The following is a 6,070-nucleotide window of genomic DNA, read 5'->3' as shown; positions in this document are numbered from 1 at the left end:
AAAAATGAAACTAATTATTCAAAAATGTCTTAGTTATAAATATATCTGTAAAAGGGGGTCTAAGTATGTGTGTACTAGATAAGATAAAGGAAAAAGAAATAAGAATTGTTGATACAACTCTTAGAGATGGGGAACAAACTGCAGGAGTTGCTTTTGCAAATCATGAAAAGGTAACTATAGCACAAACTTTGAGTGATATGGGAGTTGATCAATTAGAAGTTGGAATACCTACCATGGGAGGAGATGAAAAAGCAACAATAAAAGCAATATGTAAAAGAGATTTGAAATCAAGTATTATGGCTTGGAATAGAGCTGTTATTACTGATATAGAGCAATCTATAGATTGTGGAGTAGATGCAGTAGCTATATCTTTATCTGTTTCAGATATTCATATTGAGCATAAGCTTAAAAAATCAAGACAGTGGGTTCTTGAAAATATGTATAATGCAGTAACTTATGCAAAAAAGAATGGATTATATATATCTGTTAATGGAGAAGATGCATCTAGAGCAGATTCAGACTTTTTGATTGAATTTATAAATCTAGCAAAAGAGGCAGGGGCAGATAGATTTAGATATTGTGACACTGTGGGGGTAATGGAACCTTTTACATTAAGAGAAACTATAGAAAAAATATATAAGGCTACTAATTTTGATATAGAAATGCATACACATAATGATTTTGGTATGGCAACAGCAAATGCTATAGCAGGAATTGTAGGCGGAGCAAATCATATAGGAGTAACAGTTAATGGTCTAGGTGAAAGAGCAGGAAATGCTGCTCTAGAGGAAGTTATAATGGCTCTAAAATTTGTTTATGGATATGAAACTGATATTGATACTACAAAATTTAGAGAAATATCAAAATATGTATCTAAAGCTTCAGGAAGAGAGCTACCTATTTGGAAGGCAATCGTTGGAACAAATATGTTTAGACATGAATCTGGAATACATGCTGATGGAGCAATAAAAAATCCTAAAAACTATGAAGCCTTTGACCCAAGAGAAGTTGGATTAGAACGACAAATTGTTATAGGAAAACACTCTGGAAAGGCTGCAATAATTAATAAATTTAAAGAATATGAAATAGAACTTACTACAGTTGAGGCAGATGCCATGTTAGAGCTTGTTAGACAAACATCTGTTAGAATTAAGAGAAATTTATTTGATAAAGAATTAGTTGAAATATATAAAGATTTAAAAAATAATAGAAGTGTTATTTAAGAGTAACAAATTTTGGGTAAGATTGCTGACTAAAATTATATGGTGCCCACGCTTGCATAGCGGCTTAAAGTGTCAACTAGAATATATGGTTGACGACATGCTTCCTAATTTTGGCGCCATGAGGTGTTTTTCTAACATGTGGATCAGGCAAATTGAATTTTATTAGTGAATATGGGAGGATATACAGTGGGAGATAATTTAACATATAAAATATTGAAAAAACACTTAGTTGAAGGTGAATTAAAAGAGGGTAATTTTGTATCTATAAAAATAGATCAAACTTTAACACAAGATTCAACAGGAACAATGGCATACTTGCAATTAGAAGCTATGGATATAGATAAAGTGAAAACTAAAAGAAGTGTAGCTTTTGTTGATCATAACATGTTACAACAAGGATTTGAAAATGCAGATGACCATAAATACATTCAAACTGTGGCAAAAAAACATGGCATATATTTTTCTAAACCAGGCAATGGAATATGTCATCAAGTTTTCTTAGAAAGATTCTCAACACCAGGAGATACTTTACTTGGGTCAGATAGCCATACGCCAACTGCTGGTGGTGTTGGTATGATTGCCATAGGAGCTGGTGGGCTTGATGTTGCCCTAGCAATGGCTGGAAATGCTTATAGTATTAAAGCTCCAAAAGTTGTAAAAGTCAATCTAATTGGAAAACTTCCATATATGACATCATCAAAAGATATTATTTTAGAAGTTTTAAGAAAATGCACAGTAAAAGGTGGAGTAGGAAAAGTATTTGAATACTGTGGAGAAGGTGTAAAAAATCTATCGGTACCACAAAGAGCTACCATAACTAATATGGGAGCAGAGTTAGGTGCTACAACTTCAATTTTCCCAAGTGATGAAAAAACTTTAGAGTTTTTCAAAGCACAAGGAAGAGAAGAAGATTATATAGAACTTAAACCTGATGAAGATGCTGTATATGATGAAGAAATTACTATAAATTTAAGTGAATTAGAGCCATTAACAGCCATGCCACACTCACCAGATAAAGTGAAGAAGATTAAAGAAGTAGGAAAAATTAAAGTGGATCAAGTGGCAATAGGAAGTTGCACAAACTCATCTTTTGAAGATTTAATGAAAGTAGCCCAAATTTTAAAAGGAAACAAAGTTCATGAAGATGTAAGTTTAGTTATTGCACCAGGTTCTAGACAAGTAATGGAAATGTTATCTAGAAATGGAGCGTTGGGAGATATAATAAGTTCTGGAGCTAGAATTTTAGAAAATTCGTGTGGACCATGTATAGGTATGGGACAATCTCCTGGAACAAATAGTGTATCACTTAGAACTTTTAATAGAAACTTTTATGGAAGAAGTGGAACCCTATCGGCTGATATATATTTAGTTAGTCCAGAAGTAGCAGCAGTATCAGCTATTAAAGGAGAACTTACAGATCCGAGGGAAATGAAAATTGATTTTGAAACTTTAGATATTAACAAGTTTATAATAGATGACTCTATGATAATTAGTCCTGTGGAAAATACGCAGGATGTTCAGGTAGTTAGAGGACCGAACATAAAACCTTTCCCACTAAACACTGAACTAGAGGAAGCTGTAAGTGGTAAGGTAGTATTAAAAGTAGAAGACAATATAACAACAGACCATATTATGCCATCTAATGCAAAATTATTACCATATAGAAGTAATATACCTTATTTATCAAATTACTGTTTTAGTACTATAGATGAAGATTTTCCTAAAAGAGCAATAGATAATAAGGGTGGATTCATAGTTGGGGGAGATAATTACGGTCAAGGTTCATCAAGAGAGCATGCAGCCCTAGCTCCACTATATTTAGGAATAAAAGGAGTACTAGTAAAAAGTTTTGCAAGAATTCATAAAGCCAATTTAATAAATAGTGGAATAATACCAATGGTATTTGAAAGTAATGAGGACTATGAAAAAATAAATTTAAGTGATAATTTAGAAGTTTGTGATTTATATGATGGTTTAAAAGAAGGTAGAGTGAAAATAATAAATCACAGTAAAAATGAAAGCTTTTATGTAAAGGTAGAATTATCACCTAAAGAGGTAGAAGTTGTAAAAGCTGGTGGAAAATTAAACTACAGCAAGAATATACTTGAAACTTGCTAAATGACGGTTTGAAGTAAAGGTGGGTTATATGAATGAGGAGATGATAAAATGTATAAAGTAACTTTAATACCAGGGGATGGAATAGGACCAGAAGTTACAAGTGCCATGGTAAAAGTAGTAGAAGCATCAGGAGCAGATATAGATTGGGAAATAGTAGAAGCTGGTGAGGCTCTAATTGAAAAATATAATACTGCCATACCAGATTATGTTATAGATTCTATTAAAAAAAATAAAATAGCAATAAAAGGACCAATCACTACTCCTATAGGTAAGGGATTTAAAAGTGTAAATGTAACTTTAAGACAAAATCTAGATTTGTATGTAAACTTAAGACCTATAAAAAGTTTTAAAGGCATAAAATCAAGATACGAAGAGGTGGATTTAGTAATAGTTCGAGAAAATACGGAAGATTTGTATGCAGGTATTGAACATAAAATAGGAGACTATGGTGCAGAAAGTATAAAATTAATAACAAAACCTGCTTGTGAGAGAGTTTGTAAATTTGCATTCGAATATGCAAAAGATAATAATAGACAAAAGGTTACAGGAGTTCATAAAGCAAATATAATGAAGCTTAGTGATGGATTATTTTTAAATACTTTTAAAGAAGTGGGAGAACAGTATGATATTAATTTTGATGACTTAATTGTAGATGCTGCTGCTATGAATCTTGTATTAAATCCAGAAAACTACGATGTGATGGTAATGCCTAATTTATATGGAGATATATTATCAGATTTATGCTCAGGTTTAGTTGGAGGATTAGGAATAATTCCAGGTGCTAACATAGGTAAAGACTGTGCAGTATTTGAAGCAGTACATGGTTCTGCACCACAAATTGCAGGTAAAAACATAGCTAATCCTACCGCTATAATTCAGTCAGCTGTCATGATGTTAAGATATCTGGGGGAATATAAATGCGCCAATAAGATAGAAAGTGCATTGGAGCAAGTTTTCTTAAAAGGAGAAAAGCTAACTGTAGATTTAGGTGGAAATGCTAGTACAGACGAATTTACTGAGGAAATAATTAAATATTTATAGTACCATATAAAAATTCTTTCATAAAATATGGAAGAATTTTTATTTTTATAGAGAAATTTATTATAAGTCAAATTATTAGGGGGTGTAAAATGAAGTTAACAGTTTTGGTGGACAATAATACTATTATTGATGAGTATTATGTAGGTGAGCCAGGTCTTTCTTTTTATATTGAGGATGGAAATAAAAAGATACTATTTGATTTAGGATACTCAAATGTATTTATTGATAATATGAAAAAAATGAACATAAGTAGTTCAGAGGTAGATGTTTTGGTTATTTCTCATGGGCATGATGATCATGTGGGAGGAATAAAATACCTAGCCAATAAAAAGTTAAATCCAAATTTAAAAATAATAGGACATACTTTAGTATTTAATAAAAAAGTAAAGAATAATCAGTGCATATCATCACCTTTAGAAATAAATGAAATAAAACATATGGGAGAAGTATACTTAAGTAAAGAACCTATTAAAATCAGTAAAAATATTTATTTCTTAGGAGAAATACCAAGTATCATAGATTTTGAACCTAGGTACTCTATTGGAGAAATAGAAAGAGATAATAAGTATGAGGAAGATTTTATTTATGATGACACGGCCTTAGTTTACAAAAGTAAAGAAGGGCTATTTATCATTGCTGGATGTTCTCACAGTGGAATTTGTAACATAGTAGAACATGCTAAGAAAGTATGTAATGATAATAGAATTATAGGTATAATAGGTGGAACTCATCTACGTGAATGTAATGAAAGAGTGGAGAAGACTTTAAAGTATTTTAAAAATAATAATATTAAAAATTTATATCTATGTCACTGTACATCTTTTGAAGCAAAAAGCTATATAAATACAAGTATTCCTATGAAAGAAGTGGGAGTAGGTTTGAAAGTTGAAATTGACTAATATGAAAATATAATTTATATTATTAAGGATTATGTGTAAATAAAATCTACATATAATCCTTTTATAAATTCTAACTTATTTAAAATAAAATGTTTCGCAGACATGTGACTAAATAAAATGGAATTTCAAAATTAATAAAATAGGAGTAAATATGTATGAAAGAAAAATACTACGATAAATTATTAAATATAAATACAATAGGTAATCAAAACTGGAAGAATGCATCAATTCATAATCATCCTTATGAGCCAACCTTATATATGGCATTAGAAGAATTGTTTAAAAATTATAATTTAAGCAAAAATGATCACATAGTAGACTTTGGTTGCGGAATGGGAAGGCTAATTTTTTATATTAACTATTATTTCAAATCTTATGTGACTGGTGTGGAAATTAATGAGAGATATTACGAAGAAGCCTTAATAAACAAAATAAATTATGTGAAGAAAAATAAAAAATCAGAAGATAAGATAAATTTTGAATGTAATTTAGCTCAACAGTATGAAATTTCTACATTAGATAATAAGTTTTATTTCTTTAATCCTTTTTCTATTCAGATTTTTTCAAAAGTGATTAATAATATATTAGAGTCTTATGAAGAAAATATGAGAGATATGGATGTAATTATGTATTACCCATCTGCAGAATATCTAGATTTTCTAGATTATAAAACGCCTTTTATTTTAAATAAGGAAGTATACTTAAAAGATTTATACGAAAAAGATGATAAAGAAAAATTTGTTATATATAGTTTAAACTGCTAAAGTTATAATATAGAAGTTTATATAA

The 6,070-nt window shown here is 30.1% G+C and carries 5 protein-coding genes; all 5 read left to right on the top strand.

The window, feature by feature from the left end; translation table 11 throughout:
- Positions 1-65 precede the first annotated feature (65 nt).
- The 5 genes from nifV to NSA58_RS14280 all read left to right on the top strand — a co-directional run bounded on the left by nifV (position 66) and on the right by NSA58_RS14280 (position 6,045).
- The gene (nifV, locus tag NSA58_RS14300) at positions 66-1,223 is read left to right on the top strand and encodes a homocitrate synthase (protein WP_039681044.1); all 1,158 of its coding nucleotides are present in this window, start codon (positions 66-68) and stop codon (positions 1,221-1,223) included.
- Between the two features lie 186 nt (positions 1,224-1,409).
- Positions 1,410-3,341 carry an aconitate hydratase gene (locus NSA58_RS14295; RefSeq protein ID WP_074429756.1) on the top strand — a complete coding sequence of 644 codons (1,932 nt, stop codon included), beginning with the start codon at positions 1,410-1,412 and terminating at the stop codon, positions 3,339-3,341.
- Between the two features lie 48 nt (positions 3,342-3,389).
- Positions 3,390-4,382 carry an isocitrate/isopropylmalate dehydrogenase family protein gene (locus tag NSA58_RS14290; protein WP_039681046.1) on the top strand — a complete coding sequence of 331 codons (993 nt, stop codon included), beginning with the start codon at positions 3,390-3,392 and terminating at the stop codon, positions 4,380-4,382.
- Between the two features lie 89 nt (positions 4,383-4,471).
- Positions 4,472-5,281, top strand: a complete 810-nt coding sequence (locus NSA58_RS14285) for an MBL fold metallo-hydrolase (protein WP_074429757.1) — start codon at positions 4,472-4,474, stop codon at positions 5,279-5,281.
- 155 nt (positions 5,282-5,436) lie between these two features.
- Positions 5,437-6,045 carry a class I SAM-dependent methyltransferase gene (locus tag NSA58_RS14280; protein WP_039681048.1) on the top strand — a complete coding sequence of 203 codons (609 nt, stop codon included), beginning with the start codon at positions 5,437-5,439 and terminating at the stop codon, positions 6,043-6,045.
- The last annotated feature ends 25 nt before the right edge of the window (positions 6,046-6,070 follow it).

The organism is Terrisporobacter muris, assembly GCF_024621905.1.
GTDB classification, from domain to species: Bacteria; Bacillota; Clostridia; order Peptostreptococcales; family Peptostreptococcaceae; genus Terrisporobacter; species Terrisporobacter muris.
This window is presented reverse-complemented; position numbering and strand designations above follow the sequence as displayed.

Coding starts and splice junctions, on each gene's coding strand:
- NSA58_RS14280 (WP_039681048.1), top strand. CDS start 5,437: ATGAAAGAAAAATACTACGATAAATTATTAAATATAAATACAATAGGT.
- nifV (WP_039681044.1), top strand. CDS start 66: ATGTGTGTACTAGATAAGATAAAGGAAAAAGAAATAAGAATTGTTGAT.
- NSA58_RS14290 (WP_039681046.1), top strand. CDS start 3,390: ATGTATAAAGTAACTTTAATACCAGGGGATGGAATAGGACCAGAAGTT.
- NSA58_RS14285 (WP_074429757.1), top strand. CDS start 4,472: ATGAAGTTAACAGTTTTGGTGGACAATAATACTATTATTGATGAGTAT.